The following is an 18,359-nucleotide window of genomic DNA, read 5'->3' on the forward strand; positions in this document are numbered from 1 at the left end:
GCGCGCGGTGCTGACCAGGGCGGAACGCACGGAAGCACTGATGTCAGTGGCCGCCGATACAGTCGCCGTATGAGCTCATCGCCCGCCGACCTGGTCCGTGCGTTCCACCTCGCCGTCGGGCTCGACGCCCGCACCACGCCCACCGAGGTGCCGCCCCGGCTCGCCGCCCACCGCCGGGAACTGCTCGCCGAGGAGACCGCGGAGGTCGCCGAGGTCTCGGTGACCGGTCCCCTCGACCGCCTCGCGCACGAACTGGCCGACGTCGTGTACGTGGCGTACGGCACCGCCCTCGTCCACGGCATCGACCTCGACGCCGTCATCGCCGAGATCCACCGCTCCAACATGACCAAGCTGGCCCCCGACGGCCGCGTCGCCCGCCGCGCCGACGGCAAGGTCCTCAAGGGTGAGCACTACGAGGCACCGGACGTGTCGGGGGTGCTGCGGCGGCAGGGCTGGGTGCCGGGCGGGGCGCCGGGAGAATCCAGGGACGGGGGGTCCGCGGGAGCGCCTACCCTTGACGCATGACCAGCAGCAGCGACCGGAGCCTCGCAGTGGACGTCCAGGGACCCAAGACCTACGAAGTGCGTACCTACGGGTGCCAGATGAACGTCCACGACTCCGAGCGATTGTCCGGGCTGCTGGAGGAGGCGGGCTATGTGCGCGCCCCCGAGGGCTCCGACGGTGACGCCGACGTCGTCGTCTTCAACACCTGCGCGGTGCGGGAGAACGCCGACAACCGGCTGTACGGCAACCTCGGCCGGCTCGCCCCGAAGAAGGCCTCGCGGCCCGGCATGCAGATCGCGGTCGGCGGCTGCCTGGCGCAGAAGGACCAGGACACCATCGTGAAGAAGGCGCCCTGGGTGGACGTCGTCTTCGGTACGCACAACATCGGCAAACTGCCGGTGCTGCTGGAACGCGCGCGCGTGCAGGAGGAGGCGCAGGTCGAGATCGCCGAGTCCCTGGAGGCGTTCCCGTCCACGCTGCCGACCCGGCGCGAGAGCGCCTACGCGGCCTGGGTCTCGGTCTCCGTCGGCTGCAACAACACCTGCACCTTCTGCATCGTCCCGGCCCTGCGCGGCAAGGAGAAGGACCGCCGCACCGGGGACATCCTCGCCGAGATCGAGGCGCTGGTCGCCGAGGGCGTCTCCGAGATCACCCTCCTCGGACAGAACGTCAACGCGTACGGCTCCGACATCGGCGACCGTGAGGCGTTCAGCAAGCTGCTGCGGGCCTGCGGCACGATCGACGGTCTGGAGCGCGTCCGCTTCACCTCGCCGCACCCCCGCGACTTCACCGACGACGTGATCGCGGCGATGGCCGAGACGCCGAACGTGATGCCGCAGCTGCACATGCCTCTGCAGTCCGGCTCGGACACGGTCCTGAAGGCGATGCGCCGCTCCTACCGGCAGGAGCGCTACCTCGGGATCATCGAGAAGGTGCGGGCCGCAATTCCGCACGCGGCGATCACCACCGACATCATCGTGGGCTTCCCCGGCGAGACCGAGGAGGACTTCGAGCAGACCCTGCACGTGGTCCGCGAGGCGCGCTTCGCGCAGGCCTTCACCTTCCAGTACTCCAAGCGTCCCGGCACCCCGGCCGCGACCATGGACGGCCAGATCCCCAAGGAGGTCGTCCAGGCGCGTTACGAGCGGCTCGTCGCCCTCCAGGAGGAGATCTCCTGGGAGGAGAACAAGAAGCAGGTGGGCCGCACCCTGGAGCTGATGGTCGCCGAGGGCGAGGGCCGCAAGGACGGCGCCACCCACCGCCTCTCCGGCCGCGCCCCCGACAACCGCCTGGTCCACTTCACCAAGCCCGACCAGGAGGTCCGCCCCGGCGACGTCGTCACCGTCGAGATCACGTACGCCGCCCCGCACCACCTCCTCGCCGAGGGCGCCGTCCTCGACGTGCGCCGCACGCGCGCGGGGGACGCGTGGGAGAAGCGCAACACGGCGCAGGCCGCGAAGCCGACGGGCGTGATGCTGGGCCTGCCGAGGATCGGCGCCCCGGATCCGCTGCCGGTGGTCACGGCGAGCGGCTGCGGCTGTGACTGACGGCGGTCCGGGAATCGGGGTGCGGCTGACGGCGGCCGTGGGCACCTGCAGCACGCGGAACTGAGGTCCGCCGTAGGCACCTGTTGCGCGCTCGACTGACGGCGGTTGTGGTCATTGGCCGCAGCTGTGCTTGGCGCGGCCTGCACGCTGTTGTGACGCCGTGCACGCGCGGGTGCCCGTCGCCGTCGTACGGGGTTACCCTGCCGATCATGCTTGTCGCCGCCGCAGTCTGTCCCTGTCCGCCGCTTCTCGTGCCCGAGGTCGCCGCGGGTGCCGCGCCGGAGCTGGACGGTGCGCGGACCACGTGCGCGGACGCGCTCGGGGTGCTCGCCGCGTCCCGGCCCGACCTGCTGGTGGTGGTCGGCCCCGCTGAGCCGAGCGGGCGCGGCACGCACCCGGAGGGCACGCCGGGCTCCTTCCGCGGCTTCGGCGTGGACCTCGGCGTCCGGCTGGGCACGGACAAGGGAATCGCCGCCGAGCGTGACCTTCCGCCCTCTCTCGCCGTCGCCGCCTGGCTGCTGCAACGGATCGGATGGGCCGACGCCCCTATCGAGGGACTCGGCGTTGGGGAACCTCTCGAGGCCGAGCGGTGTATTCAAGTCGGAAGGGACATCGCCGCCCGGGCCGAGCGGGTGGCGCTGCTGGTGATGGGCGACGCCAGCGCCTGCCGCACGCTCAAGGCGCCCGGCTACCTCGACGAGCGGGCGGCCCCCTTCGACGCGGAGGTCGCGCGTGCCCTGGGCGCGGCCGATGTGGCGGCCCTCAAGGCGCTGGACGCCGAGCTGGCGTACGAGCTGAAGGCGGCGGGCCGGGCCCCCTGGCAGGTCCTCGCGGGCGCCGCCGAGAGCGCGGACCTCACGGGTGCGCTGCTGTACGAGGACGCGCCGTACGGGGTCGGGTACGTGGTCGCCACCTGGTCGTAGGGATCTGGCCGTGGGGAGGGCGGCGCGCAGTGGCGGCGCGGGAACGGCGGACGGCCGGGAGCCCTCGGGCCCCGCGGCCGTCCGTCGATGCGCCGGGAAGGTCAGGAAGCCGGCGGTGGCGGGGTGTCCGGCGGCACCGTTCCGGTGCCCGTCCCCGTGTCGCCCTTGTGCGCGAGCCGGTCCATGGCGCCCTTGGCCTTGCCCGCCCCCGTCTGGATCCGATCGCTGTACTTGCCCTTGGTCTTCTCGTCGACCACCTTCGCGGCCTTGTCGAGACCGTGCGAGATCTTGTCCCCGTGCTGCTGCGCGAGTCCCGAGACCTTGTCCTTCGCCGGGGAGAGCCTGGCCTTCAAATGGTGCAGGAGACCCATGGTCCACCTTCCCTGTAGCCCGGGCCGTCGTCCGTTCCCGGGGCGCTCGCGCGCGGCGCTGTTACGTGCGGGCGCTCTCGCCGGCCTCGCTGTCGGCAGCGTCCTCGGCGGACTGCTGCTGGGGGATCTCGACGCCCTCGCCGGAGGTGTCCCCGTCCGTCTCCTTCGTCGTCCGCTCGCCCTCAGCCGGCCCGTTGGCCTCGGCGGACTCCTTGGCCGCCGACGGCTCTTCCGTCACCGCCTCGGACTGCGCCGTCGGTGTGCCGTCCTGAGCCGCCGCGGTTGACGCCCCCTCCGTGGCCTTCGACCTCCTGAGAAGTCGCGCGAAAACGCCCATATCCACTCCATACGCTACTCGTGCGGGGGAAATCCCGCGTCGTCCGGTGCGCCCGTTTGCGTCGCCCGGCTCGCCGCCCGTGGAAAGCGGCGGCGATAACCTCGCAACGGGCAACGACCTCGGCCACGCCCCGTCACGTAACTCGTTCGAGGAGTGCTCTGCGCGTTTGGGAGACTGGTCCGGTGAGCAGCGCACCCCCCGCCCCCCGAGTCATCGCCGTCGTCGGTCCCACCGCGGCCGGAAAGTCCGATCTGGGCGTCTTCCTCGCCCAGCGCCTGGGCGGGGAGGTCGTCAACGCCGACTCCATGCAGCTCTACCGGGGGATGGACATCGGCACCGCCAAGCTGACGCCCGAGGAGCGCGGCGGCGTCCCGCACCACCTCCTGGACATCTGGGACGTGACGGTCACGGCGTCCGTCGCCGAGTACCAGAAGCTCGCCCGCGCGCGGATCGACGCCCTGCTCGCCGAGGGTCGCTGGCCCGTCCTGGTCGGCGGTTCCGGCCTGTACGTCCGCGGGGCCGTCGACAACCTTGAGTTCCCCGGCACCGACCCCGAGGTCAGGGCCCGGCTCGAAGACGAACTGACATTGCGTGGTTCCGGCGCGCTGCACGCGCGTCTGGCCGCGGCCGACCCCGGGGCGGCGCAGGCGATCCTGCCCAGCAACGGCCGCCGTATCGTCCGGGCCCTCGAAGTGATCGAGATCACCGGCCGCCCCTTCACCGCCAACCTGCCCGGCCATGACTCGGTCTACGACACCGTGCAGATCGGTGTCGACGTGGCCCGCCCCGAACTCGACGACCGCATCACCCGCCGGGTGGACCGCATGTGGGACGCGGGGCTCGTGGACGAGGTGCGCGCGCTGGAGGCGCGCGGCCTGCGCGAGGGGCGTACGGCCTCGCGCGCGCTGGGGTACCAGCAGGTGCTCGCGGCGCTCTCGGGAGAGTGCACGCTGGAAGAGGCGCGGGCCGAGACCGTACGCGCCACCAAGCGTTTCGCGCGCCGCCAGGATTCATGGTTCAGGCGCGACCCGCGGGTGAACTGGCTCAGTGGGGCTGCGGCGGACGTCACAGAACTTCCGCGGCTTGCCCTGGCGTTGGTCGAACGACCGGTTACAGCCTGATCACGTCATGGCATCGGGACGCTCAGGCCGCCATCCGGGCCTCCGGCGCCGTGCCATCATCGAGCTCGATCGACCAAGTGGAGTCCGAGTTGGGAGGGCGCGTGGCGATGGAGGCCGGCCCTCGCGACACTGCACAAGGCACCGAGCCCCTCACCGTCGACAGCGGTGAGCCGGAGCAGGACGAGGATCGTCTGAGCCCCGACGGGCCCGACGAGATGCAGGGCGGAGTGACCGCCGACGGTCCCGAGCCCGAGGAGATGTTCGCGGGCGGGCCCGAGGTGGAGGTCGAGCTGCGCCCGCAGCGCAGGCTGCGCATCTGGCAGCTCGCCCCCATCGTCGCCCTGGCCGCGGTCGGCTCCCTGATGTTCGCCTTCCCGCTCGCCTTCGACTTCGGCGACAGCGGCGCGGTGATCGCCATGCTGGGGCTGCTGATCTGCTCCTGCGCGGCGGGCTGGGGCATGATGGCGGCCCGCCGGGTGGGCTACACCTGGCCCGGGCTGCCGCAGCGTGGCTCCGGCCGCAGACCGGACTGGCGGGTGATCCTGGCGTACGTCGTCGTGGTCGCCGCGGTCGTCGTGCTCGCCGTGTGGAGAGTCGCCCGCCTGCGGTAGACGGTGCCTTTCGGCGCTGTCCGAGGGGCACCGTACGATCGAGGCATGAGCACGCGCGCGCGGATCGCCTTCCTCAAGGGCCACGGCACCGAGAACGACTTCGTGATCGTTCCGGACCCGGAGAACGCCATCGAGCTGTCCCCGGCCGCCGTCGCCGCCCTGTGCGACCGCCGGGCGGGCATCGGCGGTGACGGTCTGCTGCACGTCGTGCGATCCGCCACCCACCCCGAGGCACGGCACATGGCGGCCGAGGCCGAGTGGTTCATGGACTACCGCAACGGCGACGGCTCGGTCGCGGAGATGTGCGGCAACGGCGTGCGCGTCTTCGCGCGCTACCTCCAGCGCGCCGGTCATGTCACCGAGGGCGATCTCGCGGTGGCCACGCGCGGGGGAGTGAAGACCGTGCACATCGCCAAGACCGCGTCCGGCAGCGGCTCCGCGGGTGACGTCACCGTCGGCATGGGCAAGGCGCTGCTGCCCGAGGGGGACGTCACGGTGAGTGTCGGCGAGCGCAGCTGGCCCGCGCGGAACGTGAACATGGGCAACCCGCACGCCGTGGCCTTCGTGGACGACCTCGCACACGCCGGGGACCTGTACGCGCCGCCCCCGTTCAGCCCGGCCTCCGCCTACCCGGACGGGGTGAACGTGGAGTTCGTGGTCGACCGCGGCCCGCGCCATGTGGCCCTGCGCGTGCATGAGCGCGGCTCCGGCGAGACCCGGTCGTGCGGCACGGGCGCGTGCGCGGTCGCCGTGGCCACCGCCCGGCGCGACGGCGCCGACCCGGCGGTCACCGGGACACCGGTGACGTACACCGTCGACGTGCCCGGCGGAACGCTCGTGATCACCGAGCGCCCCGACGGTGAGATCGAGATGACCGGTCCCGCGGTGATCGTCGCCGAGGGCGAGATCGACGCCGAGTGGCTGGAATCATTCGTCCGCTGAACCCTGTGCGGGCTTCGGATCGTAGGCCTGCGTGTCCAGTGGTGCAGCAGTCAACTGCTGAGGTTTCGTGCGGAAGTTCGAAATCACGGTCGTCTGCCATTCGCGTGGCTCGAAACCGTAAACCTGTGGGCCTTCGCTCGAATGGGTGATCCGTTTCACGCTCGACGGCAGGCGGTCGGACGCGCGTGATGGGCTCGGTAGCATCAAGCACCGGCCCGGACGGGGGACCGTTGCCATCCCCTGAGCCGTGTCCGCCCTGGGGCACCCCGTCCGCCGGTCCACGCAGCCGGAGGTGCCCATGAGTGCGGAGGCCACGAATCCCGCGACCCCAGGTCCGGTATCGAGCCCGGCGGCGCGCTGGCGGGCGCGGATCGACCTGCGCCGCCTGGGACGCGCCGCCCTGCTCGGCCCCGCCGGCCGTGACCGGTTGCCCGACGCCATCAGCCATGTCGTCGACGCGCACCGCGCGCACCACCCGAGCGCCGATCTCGACCCCCTGCGCCGCGCCTATGTGCTGGCCGAGTCCTCGCACCGCGGCCAGATGCGCAAGAGCGGCGAGCCGTACATCACGCACCCTCTCGCCGTCACCCTGATCCTCGCCGAACTCGGCGCCGAGACGACGACCCTGACGGCCTCTCTGCTCCACGACACCGTCGAGGACACCGACGTGACGCTGGATCAGGTGGGAGAGCAGTTCGGCGCTGAGGTCCGCTATCTCGTCGACGGCGTCACCAAGTTGGAGAAGGTCGACTACGGCGCCGCCGCCGAGCCCGAGACCTTCCGCAAGATGCTGGTCGCCGCCGGCAGCGACGTCCGAGTGATGTCGATCAAACTCGCGGACCGACTGCACAACATGCGGACCCTCGGTGTCATGCGTCCCGAGAAACAGGCCCGCATCGCCAAGGTCACCCGGGACGTCCTCATCCCGCTCGCCGAACGGCTCGGCGTCCAGGCGCTCAAGACCGAGCTGGAGGACCTGGTCTTCGCGATCCTGCACCCCGAGGAGTACGAGCGCACGCGGGAGTTGATCGTCGACAACGCCTCCCGCGCGGACGACCCGCTCGCCGACATCGCCGACGAGGTGCGCGGCGTGCTGCGCGACGCCGACATCCCGGCCGAAGTCGTGATCCGGCCACGGCACTTCGTCTCCGTGCACCGGGTCGCCCGCAAGCGCGGAGAGCTGCGCGGCGCGGACTTCGGCCGACTGCTCGTCCTCGTCAACGAGGACGCGGACTGTTACGGCGTCCTCGGCGAACTGCACACCTGTATGACGCCCGTCGTCTCCGAGTTCAAGGACTTCATCGCGGTACCGAAGTTCAACCTGTACCAGTCGCTGCACACCGCGGTCGCCCGCCAGGACGGGCAGGTCGCCGAAGTCCTCATCCGTACCCACCAGATGCACAAGGTCGCCGAGGCGGGCGTCATCGCGCTCGGCAACCCGTACGCGCCTGCCCCCGACGACCCGGCCGACGGCGAACGCGCCGACCCCACCCGGCCCGGCTGGCTCTCCCGCCTCCTCGACTGGCAGGAGGCTGCTCCCGACACCGACACGTTCTGGTCCACCCTGCGGGAGGACCTCGCCCAGGACCGCGAGATCACCGTCTTCCGCCCCGACGGCGGCACGCTGGGCCTGCCCGAGGGCGCCACCTGCGTCGACGCCGCGTACGCGCAGTACGGCGAGGACGCGCACGCGTGCATCGGCGCCCGCGTGAACGGCCGCCTGGCGACGCTGAGCACGGTGCTGCAGGACGGCGACACCGTCCAGCTGCTCATGGGGCAGGACCCTGCCTCCGAGCCCTCCAGGGAGTGGCTGGAGCACGCCCACACGCCGGCCGCGCGCATCGCCATCCAGCGCTGGCTGGCGGCGCATCCGGCGCACACGGACACCGAGGAGGACGCCGAGCCCTCCTCCGCTCCCCGGCCCACGCCCGAGGGGGCGGTCGCCCGGCCCCTCGTGGACGTCATCGTCGATCAGCCCGACGCGACCGTACGGCTGGCCGGCTGCTGCACGCCCGTGCCGCCCGACGAGGTCACCGGGTTCGCCGTGCGCGGTGGAGTGGTGACCGTTCACCGGGTCGAATGCGCCGCCGTGGCGCGGATGAAGAGCGGGGGGCGCGCGGAGGTCGGGGTGCGCTGGGGCGACACCACGGAGTGCCGGGTCACCCTGCTCGCCGAATCGTTCGTCCGCCCGCACCTCCTGGCGGACCTCACGGAGGCGATGGCGCTCGAGGGCGCCGAGATCGTCTCCGCGACCATCGAGCCCCCGACCCAGCAACGCGTCCGGCACACCTACACCGTCCAACTCCCCGACGCGGCCCTCCTGCCGGCCCTCATGCGCGCCATGCGCAACGTGCCCGGCGTCTACGACGTGAACCGAACCCAGCCGCACCCTGCGTGATCCACGGCCGCCCGCCTGACGCCCGCCACGCGCGCGTGGCCATTGCGCTGCGCGCGGCTACGCGCTTTTGGCCCGACGTCGTGTATGGCCCTTGGGCATGGGCTCGTACGGCGCACATGCCTGGCACGCGCTGAAGTGGAGGGGTTTGTGGGTTGGCGCGCGGTGAAGTACGGCCGAGCGCGAGGTGCGAACCCGTCGTGCGGCGGAGGTGGCTGGCTTGTGGTGGCCGTGAGCGGCATCCGGCATGCACGCTCGGCGTGAGGTGTGCGGGGCAACGTGGGTATGCAGGCACGCGTGCGTGCTGTGGATGCCGGAGGGCGTGCGGTGAAGTAAAGGGGATTGCGACGTGCGAGCCCGGCGTGCGGCGGAAGCGACCAGCGTGGGTGCGCGCTCGGCGTGGTGGGTGCAGGGCAGCCGTATGGCGTGCAGGACGGGCGCGGAGGCTGCGGGTCGGCGTGCGGCGGGCGCACAGGCGTGGGCGTGCGGAAGGGGCGGCTGTCGGACGACGTGCGGCGGGCACGGCGGACGGGAGGACTGCTGGGCACGCGGGGCGTGCAGGGCGGGACGGCGTGCGTAGCCCAGGCGGGTCTCCCTCCTCGGCGTCTTCGGCTTCAGGGCCGCCCCGAGCATGGTCACCCGCGTCACCGACCAGGCCCACGGCGTCCCCCTGGCCGCCAACGCCAACGTCTCAGCCCTCCAACATCGGCAACGCCGTCGGCGCCTGGCTCGGTGGCCTGGCCATCCGCTCGCGGGCGGGGCGGCGTGCTGCTAGCGGTGTGCGGGGAAGGCCGCGGCGTGTGGCGCTTGCGTGCGCGCTCTCGACCCGTTCGGGTGGTGTGGACGCGCGTCGGCTCTGTGGGGCGCTTGCGCGCTGGTAGCCGTGGTTCATGCTGCTCACCCCCCGCGCTCTGGCGGTCCCCACGCGCACGCGTGCCGTCGCCCCCCGCACCGGAAAGCCCCGCCGGCTCAAGGCGGCCGCGCTGCTCGCCTCCGCCGTCTCCGTCTGCCTTCTCGCCGCGAGCGCCCCGCCGGCCCCCCTGGGCCTCGGTGACCGCCTCTTCCCGTACCTCGGCAACCCGGAGTACGACGTGGCGTCGTACGACCTCTCCTTCACGTATTCCGGCTCCAACAGCAAGCCCCTGCAGGCGGTCACCACGATCGACGCCTGGACCACCCGGGACCTGGACCGCCTGAACCTCGACTTCGCGCACGGCAAGGTCGAGTCCGTCGAGGTCGACGGCGAGCCCGCCTCGTTCGCCGGCGCCGGCGAGGACCTCGTCGTCACGCCCGAGGAACCGCTGCGGGAGGGCAGCTGGACGCGGATCACCGTGCGGCACACCAGCGACCCCACAGGGTCCGGGGGCGAGGACGGCGGTTGGGTGCGCACCTCTGACGGCCTCGCCATGGCCAATCAGGCCGACGCCGCGCACCTGGTGTTCCCGTGCAACGACCACCCCTCCGACAAGGCGATGTTCACCATCCGGATCACCGCCCCGAACGGCTACACGGCCGTCGCCAACGGCCTGCCCGCCGGCGTCGACCGCATCGGCAGCTCCACCACATGGACCTACCGCACCCAGCACCCGATGGCCACCGAGCTCGCCCAGGTGTCGATCGGCCGCTCCACCGTGCTGCACCGCGAGGGGCCCCACGGCCTGCCCGTACGCGACGTCGTCCCCACCGAGGACGTCAAGGTGCTCGAACCCTGGCTCGCCAGAACGCCCGACCAGATCGCCTGGATGGAGAGCAAGGTCGGCCCGTACCCCTTCGAGACGTACGGCGTTCTCATGGCCCAGGCCACCACCGGCTTCGAACTCGAGACGCAGACACTCTCTCTCTTCGAGAGAGAGCTCTTCACCGAGCCCGCCTACCCCAAGTGGTACGTCGAGTCGATCATGGTGCACGAGCTGTCCCACCAGTGGTTCGGCGACAGCGTCAGCCCCCGCACCTGGTCCGACGTGTGGCTCAACGAGGGCCACGCCACGTGGTACGAGGCCCTGTACGCGGAGGAGAAGGCCGGCAAGCCCATGGAGGCGCGCATGAAGGCCGCGTACGCCGCCTCCGACCGCTGGCGCGCGGCCGGTGGCCCCCCGGCCGCCCCCAAGGCACCCGCCCCCGGCCAGAAGATCAGCCTCTTCCGGCCGAACGTCTACGACGGCGCCGCCCTCGCCCTCTACGCCCTGCGCCAGGAGATCGGCCGCGAGCGTTTCGAACGCCTCGAACGCGCCTGGGTGGCCCTGCACCGCGACGGCACCGCCACCACCGCCGACTTCGAACGGCTCGCCTCCGACATCTCCGGACGTGACCTCGGCGGCTTCTTCAAGGCCTGGCTGTACGGCGAGAAGACCCCGCCCATGCCCGGCCACCCGGACTGGACGTCCGTTCCGCCTGCCAAGGCGGGGGCGCGGAAATAAGGCGATGACGAGACGTCCCGTACCGTGCGACCATCTTCTGGCCGGCGCGGCACGGGACACGGGAATCTCCCGGGGTACTCGTGCGTTGTGCAGTACGACGCCGCAGACTCCGTGCCCATCGACGTAAGGATCCAATGACCTCCTCTTCATCCTTTTCCCAGGACACGCAGCGCTTCGCGCACACCCATCCCGAAGGTCTTCGGGCCGATGCCCTGATGGAAGAGGACGTCGCCTGGAGCCACGAGATCGACGGAGAGCGGGACGGCGACCAGTTCGACCGCTCGGAGCGCGCGGCCCTGCGCCGTGTCGCCGGGCTCTCCACCGAGCTCCAGGACGTCACCGAGGTCGAGTACCGACAGCTCCGGCTGGAGCGGGTCGTCCTCGTCGGCGTCTGGACCTCCGGGACCGCCCAGGACGCGGACAACTCCCTCGCGGAGCTCGCCGCCCTCGCCGAGACCGCCGGCGCGCTCGTGCTCGACGGCGTGATCCAGCGCCGCAGCGAGCCCGACGCGGCGACGTACATCGGCTCCGGCAAGGCGGTCGAGCTGCGGGACATCGTCGTCGAGACCGGCGCCGACACCGTGATCTGCGACGGTGAGCTGAGCCCCGGCCAGCTCATCCACCTCGAGGACGTCGTCAAGGTCAAGGTCATCGACCGTACGGCCCTGATCCTGGACATCTTCGCCCAGCACGCCAAGTCCCGGGAGGGCAAGGCGCAGGTCGCGCTCGCGCAGATGCAGTACATGCTGCCAAGGCTGCGAGGCTGGGGTCAGTCGCTGTCGCGGCAGATGGGCGGCGGCAAGGGCGGCGGCCTCGCCACCCGTGGTCCCGGTGAGACCAAGATCGAGACGGACCGGCGGCGGATCCGCGAGAAGATGGCGAAGATGCGCCGGGAGATCGCGGAGATGAAGACCGGCCGCGAGATCAAGCGCCAGGAGCGCAAGCGCAACAAGGTGCCGTCGGTCGCCATCGCCGGTTACACCAACGCCGGCAAGTCCTCCCTGCTCAACCGCCTCACGGGCGCGGGCGTGCTGGTCGAGAACGCCCTGTTCGCGACGCTGGACCCGACCGTGCGCCGGGCCGAGACTCCGAGCGGCCGGCTGTACACGCTGGCGGACACCGTCGGCTTCGTACGGCATCTGCCACACCACCTGGTCGAGGCGTTCCGCTCCACCATGGAGGAGGTCGGCGAGTCCGACCTGATCCTGCACGTGGTGGACGGCTCGCACCCGAACCCGGAGGAGCAGCTGGCCGCCGTGCGCGAGGTGATCAGGGACGTCGGCGCCGTCGACCTGCCGGAGATCGTCGTGATCAACAAGGCGGACGCGGCCGACCCCCTGACCCTGCAGCGGCTGCTGCGGGTCGAGAAGCGTTCGATCGCCGTCTCGGCGCGTACCGGCCAGGGCATCGCGGAACTGCTCGCCCTCATCGACAACGAGCTGCCCCGCCCGTCCGTCGAGATCGAGGCACTGGTGCCGTACACCCACGGCAAGCTGGTGGCACGCGCGCACGACGAGGGCGAGGTGATCTCCGAGGAGCACACCCCGGAGGGCACCCTGCTCAAGGCGCGGGTGCACGAGGAGCTGGCGGCGGACCTCGCCCCGTACGTGCCCGTCCCCGCGGTCTGACCGACAGCGCGAAGGCCCGCCCCCGAATGGTCGGAGGGCGGGCCTTCGGCATGTCCCGGGATCACCGACCGACGTACGCCCTGCTCATGTTCTGGTAGAGCGTCTCGGCACCCTTACCGAGCTGCGGACCCGCGAGCCAGGTGTTGGTGGTCGGGCCGATCGAGGTGTTCGACACCAGTTGCGCCCGCCCCGGAGCGACACCACTATGCCCGCGCGGTTGAGGGCGAACGGGGACGGGACGGTGAAGGTTTCTGTGAGGCGCCCCGTCCCCGCCTGTGCCTACCGGCCGGTCACTGACCGGCGAACTTCTTGCTCACGGATGCGTAGACGCCCTTGGCCACGTCGCCCAGCCTCGGTCCCGCCAGCCAGCCCGAACTGACCGGTCCGATCGAGGTGTTCGACACCAGCGCGGGCTTGCCGTCCGAGCCGGTCTCGACCCAGCCGCCGCCGGAGGAACCGCCGGTCATGGTGCAGCCGATGCGGTACATCGTCGGAACCGAGGCGTTGAGCGACAGCCGACCCGGCTTGTCCGTGCACCGGTACATCTTCTGTCCGTCGAACGGCGCCGCAGCCGGGTAACCGGTCGCGGTGATGCTGGGAACCTTCGGCACCGCCGGGGCGTTGAAGTTCACAGGAAGCGCCGAACCGACCGTCTCCTGAAGTGACTTGCCGTTGCCGCCCTTCTCCGGCGTCACATGGATGACGGCGTAGTCGTACGGTGCCCCGTCGCCGCCCGTCTCACCGCCCTGCTCGATCCACTGCTGCGAGGTCTGCGCCCAGTCGGCCCACCAGACGCCGTACGGTGCCACCTGCTCCCGGGTGGCGTTCTGCAGCTCGGCCGCCGTCCTGCCCGAGTCGTTGTACGACGGCACGAAGGCGATGTTTCGGTACCAGCCGCCCTTCTTGCCGGCGTGCACGCAGTGCCCCGCCGTCCAGATGAGGTTGGACTTGCCGGGGTGGGCCGGGTCCTCCACGACCGTCGCCGAACAGACCATCGTGCCCTGGGGGGAGTCGAAGAACACCTTGCCGGAGGTCGCCGCGTTGGCGTGGTACGTAGGCGCGACGGCCTTCGCGTCCACCGGCGCGGGCGTCGGGTCGGTCACGCCCTGGTCACCGGAGAGGTCGTTGCTGTCGACACTCTTGTCCGGGTCGTTCGCCCGCCGCATCCGGTCCGTGTTCCACAGCCCTTTGATGATCGGGTTGATGAAATCGTCGGCCTCGCGCAGCCAGTCGTCCTTGTTCCAGTTCTTCCACGCGCCGTTCTTCCACTTGTCGATGTCGATCCCGTGCTCTTTGAGCTTCTTCCTGATGTCGTCCGGGATCTTGATCTTGCCGTCTCCGCTGCTCGCGGTGTCGGACGCGGACGCGGAGGACTGACCGCCCGCGTTGGTGTCGTCACCGTTGCACGCGGTGGCGGTGAGCGCCAGCACGGAGGAGAGCGCTATGGCGGCGAACACGGGGGTGGTTCTGCGACCCGCACCCCTGCCTCGCCGGACGTGGAACGACGGCCGTGTGGATCGCATGGTCTGAACTCCCCCTGAGATGAACGCGCCGGGCTTCTGGCGAACCGGCCCGGCTGCCGTACCGGGCCGTGTGGAACGGCATCACACACTATGCGCTCGCTGTGGGGGACTCCCGACGGAACGGCAACGGTTCCGTCACGGAAAGGATCTTGAAGCGTCCCGTAACCCGGTGCGGCGAAGGGGGTTGTAGCGGTGGGGGTTCTGCTGTCCGTGGGCGGTCCCCGGCGGGAGGACATGAGGTCGTGGCCGAGTCTGCGTGTGAGGGGAGCGCGTCCGAGGGCGTCGGCGCGACCGGCGGGATCTCCGCGTCGGCGCGGGGCGCGTATGAAGCCATCCTTCGCCGTCAGTCGGCGCGGGAGTCGGCGGCGCGCACCTATGCGCGTGCCCTGCCGATCGTTCCCGTACGGGCCCGGGGACTCACCATCGAGGGCGCCGACGGGCGCCGTTACCTGGACTGTCTCTCCGGCGCGGGGACGCTCGCCCTGGGACACAACCATCCCGTCGTCCTCGAAGCGATCCGCAAGGTTCTGGACTCGGGCGCACCCCTGCACGTCCTCGACCTGGCGACACCCGTCAAGGACGCCTTCGTCACCGAGTTGTTCCGCACCCTGCCCCACGGGCTCGCCGACCACGCGCGCGTGCAGTTCTGCGGACCGGCCGGAACCGACGCGGTGGAAGCCGCGCTGAAACTCGTGCGGGCCGCGACCGGCCGTACCGGGATCCTCGCCTTCACCGGCGCCTACCACGGCATGACCGCCGGAGCCCTGGCCGCATCCGGGGGCGCCCCCGACGTGCGGGTCGCCCGGCTGCCCTTCCCGCAGGACTACCGCTGCCCCTTCGGCATCGGCGGACCTCAGGGCGTCGAACTCGCCGCGCGCTGGACGGAGTCCGTCCTCGATGACCCCAAATCGGGCGTGCCGCATCCTGCCGGGATGATCCTTGAACCCGTCCAGGGCGAGGGCGGTGTCATTCCCGCGCCGGACGTCTGGATGCGGCGGATGCGCGAGGTCACGGCCGCCCGGGCCATTCCGTTGATCGCGGACGAGGTGCAGACGGGCGTCGGCCGCACGGGAACCTTCTGGGCGGTGGAGCACAGCGGTGTCACTCCTGACGTCATGGTCCTCTCCAAGGCCATCGGCGGCAGCCTCCCCCTCGCGGTGATCGTCTACCGCGACGACCTGGACGTCTGGCCGCCCGGCGCCCACGCCGGCACCTTCCGCGGCAACCAACTCGCCATGGCCGCGGGCACGGCGACCCTCTCCTACGTCCGCGAGAACGACCTCGCCGCCAGAGCGGCAACACTCGGCACCCGGATGCTGGACCAACTCCGACAGCTCGGTCGGCACTTCGCGTGTGTGGGGGAGGTACGGGGGCGGGGGCTGATGATCGGGGTCGAGTTCGTGGCAGCGGAAGACGACGGGGGCGGTGACTTTGACGCCGGCATTCGCGATGGTGCGGCCGGTGAGCTCGATGAACCCGGTGAGCCCGCTCCCGTCCGCGGGCCCGGTGTGGCATTCGAGGCCGGTGCGACCGCCACTCCCGCTCCGTGGTCCGAAGGCCCCCGCCCCGCCGCTCCCGACCTCGCGGCCGCCGTCCAGCGGGAGTGCCTGCGGCGCGGTCTCATCGTCGAACTGGGCGGTCGCCACGCCAGTGTCGTACGTCTGCTTCCACCACTGACGATCAGTGACGAGCAGGCGGCCGCCGTGCTCGATCGTCTGGCCGACGCCGTGGCGGCGGCAGCCACAGCCCATACCGGGGGACCGCCCCCGCCCCGCCGCTCGAACGCGGCCTCCCCGCGCCGAGGGCAGGACGAGCGAGCCCAGAAGGCAGGCTGGCGCGGCGACTGACGCTCGCGCGCCCCTGGTCACCAGGCCGACCTGAACCTCCGTGACGCAGCACCCCGATTCGCCACCCTGCGAGTCAGAGCCACCCATGAGGACCGCCTTGAACACCACCCCCACTCCGGAGACCCCCGGACCTGCCACGGCCTCCCACGACGCCACCGACGAACCGTGTGTCGACCCGAACCCGCCCACACCGGCGGGAACAACCGGACAGCGGCGCGGATCGGGCGTGGAGGAGGGCAGGGTCCCCGAGCAACGAAGGGTCCCGTCGTGGACGAGCGGAGCGGACCCAGCCAACCCACCGGAGTTCACCGAAGATCCGTCCCACGGCGTGGCCGACCTCCTGGATCACCCCGATCCACACACCGCAGCCGACGCCGCGGCCATCGAGAACCTTGTCCGCTGCTGGGTCCGCGAGACCAACCTCCCGGCCCCTGACAGCGGCACGCTCCGCATCCCGCTCCCCGCCAGCGGCACGGCACTGCTGGTCCCGGTCCGCTACTGGTCCCCCTCGGGATGGCACCGCTTCGGCCTCCCGAGCCTCGCCGGCTCCTCCGAACAGTCACCGCCCGTCGATGCCGTCACCCTCGCCGCCCTGCTCGCCCGCGAGACATCCACACGCCGCACCGCCGGCGCACCGCCCACTCCCGCTCCCTTCTCCTCGACCGCTATCGACCTGGTCACCCGCGTAGCCGACTCCTCCCGTCGTACCGCCACTTTCATCCGTGAACGCCGGGAGCACCCTTCCGACGGCCCCGACCTCTTCCTCTCCGCCGAGCAGGCACTCGTGCTCGGGCACCCACTGCACCCCACCCCGAAGAGCCGCGAAGGTCTGTCCGAGTACGAAGCGCGCCTGTACTCACCGGAGTTGCGCGGCTCCTTTCCCTTGCACTGGCTGGCCGTCGCTCCCTCCCTGCTCGCCACCGACTCCGCCTGGACCGAACACGGCCGCCCAGTCCCCGCCCCACAGCTCACCACTCGACTCGCCGAGGCCGAACTGGCGCTGCCGGACGGCCATGCGGCCCTTCCCCTCCACCCCTGGCAACTGTGCGAGGTCCGCCGGCGCCCCGAGGCCTCGCCCCTGTTCGACGCCGGACTGCTCCGCGACCTCGGCATCCACGGCTCCCCGTGGCACCCCACCTCCTCCGTACGCACCGTCCACCGCACCGGCGCCCCGGCCATGCTCAAACTCTCCCTGGGCCTGCGTATCACCAACTCCCGTCGCGAGAACCTCCGCAAGGAACTGCACCGGGGCGTCGAGGTCCACCGTCTGCTGCGCAGCGGCCTGTCGCAGCAGTGGCGGGCCGAGCACCCGGGATTCGACATCGTCCGTGACCCGGCCTGGCTGGCCGTCGACACCCCGGACGGCGAACCGGTGCCCGGCCTCGACGTGGTGATCCGGCACAACCCGTTCCGCGCCTCCGACGACGTCTCCTGCGTGGCCGGACTCGTCGCACCCCGGCCACTGGCCCTGTCCGGCCCTGAGGCGAGCCCGGCCCACCGTCCCGCCCACCGCCCGGAGGCCGACCCGCAGCCGATCCGGTCCCGCCTGGCGACGGTTGTCACCCGCCTCGCCCTTCGGACGGGACGTCCGCGTGGAGCCGTGGCCGCCGAGTGGTTCCTGCGCTACCTCGAGCAGGTCGTCCGTCCCGTGCTGTGGCTGGACGCGGAGACAGGCATCGCCCTGGAGGCCCACCAGCAGAACACGCTGCTTCTGCTGGATGCCGACGGCTGGCCCGCAGGCGGCCGTTACCGCGACAACCAGGGCTACTACTTCCGTGAATCCCGCCGCACGGAACTCGATGCCCGGCTGCCCGGCATCGGCGAGCGCAGCGACACCTTCGTTTCCGACGAGGTCACCGACGAGCGTTTCGCGTACTACCTCGCGATCAACAACGTTCTCGGCCTCATCGGGGCGTTCGGCTCCCAGCGCCTGGCGGACGAAGGGCTGCTGCTCGCCGCCTTCCGCCGCTTCCTCGGCGACGTCGCCTCCGGCCCTGGCCGACTGCGCACTTCGCTCCCGGCCCACCTGCTCGACTCGCCCGTCCTGCGTTGCAAGGCCAACCTGCTGACCCGGCTGCACGGCCTCGACGAACTCGTCGGCCCGGTCGACACCCAGTCCGTCTACGTCACCATCGCCAATCCCCTCCGTCTGTGAGAACAGCTGGTCGCACACCTTTTCCTTGAGCACCAACT

At 71.4% G+C, this 18,359-nt stretch carries 14 protein-coding genes; 11 read left to right on the forward strand and 3 right to left on the reverse strand.

The window, feature by feature from the left end; all coding sequences use genetic code 11:
• The first annotated feature begins 69 nt into the window (after nt 1–69).
• The 3 genes from MKW14_RS26470 to MKW14_RS26480 all read left to right on the forward strand — a co-directional run bounded on the left by MKW14_RS26470 (nt 70) and on the right by MKW14_RS26480 (nt 2,974).
• Complete coding sequence (locus MKW14_RS26470; RefSeq protein ID WP_240866129.1) at nt 70–525, forward strand: pyrophosphohydrolase domain-containing protein; 456 nt, start codon at nt 70–72, stop codon at nt 523–525.
• Nucleotides 522–2,051 carry a tRNA (N6-isopentenyl adenosine(37)-C2)-methylthiotransferase MiaB gene (gene miaB, locus MKW14_RS26475; RefSeq protein ID WP_240866131.1) on the forward strand — a complete coding sequence of 510 codons (1,530 nt, stop codon included), beginning with the start codon at nt 522–524 and terminating at the stop codon, nt 2,049–2,051. The genes MKW14_RS26470 and miaB overlap by 4 nt, the downstream gene beginning before the upstream one ends.
• Nucleotides 2,052–2,260: 209 nt before the next feature.
• A complete protein-coding gene (locus tag MKW14_RS26480; RefSeq protein ID WP_240866134.1) occupies nt 2,261–2,974 on the forward strand; it encodes a class III extradiol dioxygenase subunit B-like domain-containing protein in 714 nt (237 codons plus the stop codon).
• A gap of 101 nt (nt 2,975–3,075) precedes the next feature.
• Here MKW14_RS26480 and MKW14_RS26485 read toward each other — a convergent pair whose 3' ends face one another.
• The gene (locus MKW14_RS26485) at nt 3,076–3,345 is read right to left on the reverse strand and encodes an antitoxin (RefSeq protein ID WP_240866137.1); all 270 of its coding nucleotides are present in this window, start codon (nt 3,343–3,345) and stop codon (nt 3,076–3,078) included.
• A 61-nt stretch (nt 3,346–3,406) separates the two neighbouring features.
• On the reverse strand, nt 3,407–3,682 hold the full coding sequence (locus MKW14_RS26490) for a hypothetical protein (protein ID WP_240866139.1): 276 nt from the start codon (nt 3,680–3,682) through the stop codon (nt 3,407–3,409).
• Nucleotides 3,683–3,864: 182 nt separating this feature from the next.
• Here MKW14_RS26490 and miaA point away from each other — a divergent pair, with 182 nt between their 5' ends.
• The 6 genes from miaA (at nt 3,865) to hflX (ending at nt 12,796) form a co-directional block, all read left to right on the forward strand.
• Nucleotides 3,865–4,803: a tRNA (adenosine(37)-N6)-dimethylallyltransferase MiaA gene (miaA, locus tag MKW14_RS26495; protein WP_240866140.1), complete on the forward strand. Its 939-nt coding sequence runs from the start codon at nt 3,865–3,867 to the stop codon at nt 4,801–4,803.
• Between the two features lie 107 nt (nt 4,804–4,910).
• The gene (locus MKW14_RS26500) at nt 4,911–5,414 is read left to right on the forward strand and encodes a hypothetical protein (protein ID WP_240866300.1); all 504 of its coding nucleotides are present in this window, start codon (nt 4,911–4,913) and stop codon (nt 5,412–5,414) included.
• Nucleotides 5,415–5,459: 45 nt separating this feature from the next.
• The gene (dapF, locus tag MKW14_RS26505; RefSeq protein WP_240866142.1) at nt 5,460–6,356 is read left to right on the forward strand and encodes a diaminopimelate epimerase; all 897 of its coding nucleotides are present in this window, start codon (nt 5,460–5,462) and stop codon (nt 6,354–6,356) included.
• Between the two features lie 298 nt (nt 6,357–6,654).
• Nucleotides 6,655–8,754 carry a RelA/SpoT family protein gene (locus MKW14_RS26510; protein WP_240866144.1) on the forward strand — a complete coding sequence of 700 codons (2,100 nt, stop codon included), beginning with the start codon at nt 6,655–6,657 and terminating at the stop codon, nt 8,752–8,754.
• An 887-nt stretch (nt 8,755–9,641) separates the two neighbouring features.
• Nucleotides 9,642–11,168: a M1 family metallopeptidase gene (locus MKW14_RS26520; RefSeq protein WP_240866146.1), complete on the forward strand. Its 1,527-nt coding sequence runs from the start codon at nt 9,642–9,644 to the stop codon at nt 11,166–11,168.
• Between the two features lie 134 nt (nt 11,169–11,302).
• A complete protein-coding gene (gene hflX / locus MKW14_RS26525) occupies nt 11,303–12,796 on the forward strand; it encodes a GTPase HflX (protein ID WP_240866148.1) in 1,494 nt (497 codons plus the stop codon).
• A 290-nt stretch (nt 12,797–13,086) separates the two neighbouring features.
• On the opposite strand, the gene MKW14_RS26530 is transcribed toward hflX, so the two are convergent.
• The gene (locus tag MKW14_RS26530) at nt 13,087–14,319 is read right to left on the reverse strand and encodes a trypsin-like serine peptidase (RefSeq protein WP_240866150.1); all 1,233 of its coding nucleotides are present in this window, start codon (nt 14,317–14,319) and stop codon (nt 13,087–13,089) included.
• A 299-nt stretch (nt 14,320–14,618) separates the two neighbouring features.
• On the opposite strand from MKW14_RS26530, the gene MKW14_RS26535 reads away from it, so the two are divergent.
• Entirely contained in the window at nt 14,619–16,166 is a 1,548-nt protein-coding gene (locus MKW14_RS26535; RefSeq protein ID WP_240866302.1) for a diaminobutyrate--2-oxoglutarate transaminase family protein, read from the forward strand.
• Nucleotides 16,167–16,251: 85 nt separating this feature from the next.
• On the forward strand, nt 16,252–18,321 hold the full coding sequence (locus MKW14_RS26540) for an IucA/IucC family protein (RefSeq protein ID WP_240866151.1): 2,070 nt from the start codon (nt 16,252–16,254) through the stop codon (nt 18,319–18,321).
• Nucleotides 18,322–18,359: the final 38 nt, after the last annotated feature.

Origin of the sequence: Streptomyces gilvus (assembly GCF_022513565.1) — a bacterium.
GTDB classification, from domain to species: Bacteria; Actinomycetota; Actinomycetes; order Streptomycetales; family Streptomycetaceae; genus Streptomyces; species Streptomyces gilvus.

Bases quoted from the DNA above. Each gene is read 5' to 3' on its own strand.
- MKW14_RS26470 (WP_240866129.1), top strand. From the start codon at position 70: ATGAGCTCATCGCCCGCCGACCTGGTCCGTGCGTTCCACCTCGCCGTC.
- miaB (WP_240866131.1), top strand. From the start codon at position 522: ATGACCAGCAGCAGCGACCGGAGCCTCGCAGTGGACGTCCAGGGACCC.
- MKW14_RS26480 (WP_240866134.1), top strand. From the start codon at position 2,261: ATGCTTGTCGCCGCCGCAGTCTGTCCCTGTCCGCCGCTTCTCGTGCCC.
- MKW14_RS26485 (WP_240866137.1), bottom strand. From the start codon at position 3,345: ATGGGTCTCCTGCACCATTTGAAGGCCAGGCTCTCCCCGGCGAAGGAC.
- MKW14_RS26490 (WP_240866139.1), bottom strand. From the start codon at position 3,682: ATGGGCGTTTTCGCGCGACTTCTCAGGAGGTCGAAGGCCACGGAGGGG.
- MKW14_RS26500 (WP_240866300.1), top strand. From the start codon at position 4,911: ATGGAGGCCGGCCCTCGCGACACTGCACAAGGCACCGAGCCCCTCACC.
- dapF (WP_240866142.1), top strand. From the start codon at position 5,460: ATGAGCACGCGCGCGCGGATCGCCTTCCTCAAGGGCCACGGCACCGAG.
- MKW14_RS26510 (WP_240866144.1), top strand. From the start codon at position 6,655: ATGAGTGCGGAGGCCACGAATCCCGCGACCCCAGGTCCGGTATCGAGC.
- MKW14_RS26520 (WP_240866146.1), top strand. From the start codon at position 9,642: ATGCTGCTCACCCCCCGCGCTCTGGCGGTCCCCACGCGCACGCGTGCC.
- hflX (WP_240866148.1), top strand. From the start codon at position 11,303: ATGACCTCCTCTTCATCCTTTTCCCAGGACACGCAGCGCTTCGCGCAC.
- MKW14_RS26530 (WP_240866150.1), bottom strand. From the start codon at position 14,319: ATGCGATCCACACGGCCGTCGTTCCACGTCCGGCGAGGCAGGGGTGCG.
- MKW14_RS26540 (WP_240866151.1), top strand. From the start codon at position 16,252: ATGAGGACCGCCTTGAACACCACCCCCACTCCGGAGACCCCCGGACCT.